The 333-nt window shown below is 28.8% G+C and carries 1 protein-coding gene; it reads left to right on the top strand.

Annotated elements, in window-relative coordinates; translation table 11 throughout:
• Positions 1 to 42: 42 nt before the first annotated feature.
• Positions 43 to 333, top strand: a 291-nt coding sequence (locus ACWIX0_RS14325) for a DUF4411 family protein (protein WP_454174634.1), incomplete at its 3' end; no start/stop codon positions are given.

Below are 333 nucleotides of genomic sequence, written 5' to 3'. Positions count from 1 at the left end.
AAAGATTTTATATACAAAGGCTTTACAAATAAAGAATTTCTAATGTTAAAACAAGTTAAAGATGAGTGTGAGAAAGTTTCAGGTGGTTTGGTATTTAACGAATTTCCACAAATTAAAACTATAAAATCTATCAATTTTGGCGAAGTTGCAACCGATAAGATTCATAGGCTTATTGATAATAATTTCATAATTTCCCAATCACAAATAAATAGGCTTGAAAGTGGAGAATATGAAATTCAAAAACAAAAATTTATCGAAAGTGCGGATTTTCATCTTATCTATTGCGCTATGGAAAATCATTACACCATCATCACAGAAGAAACACCAACCAAT

Source organism: Helicobacter sp. T3_23-1059 (assembly GCF_053654515.1).
The sequence above is the reverse complement of the archived record's forward strand: the minus strand, read 5'-3'. Positions and strand labels throughout refer to the sequence as shown.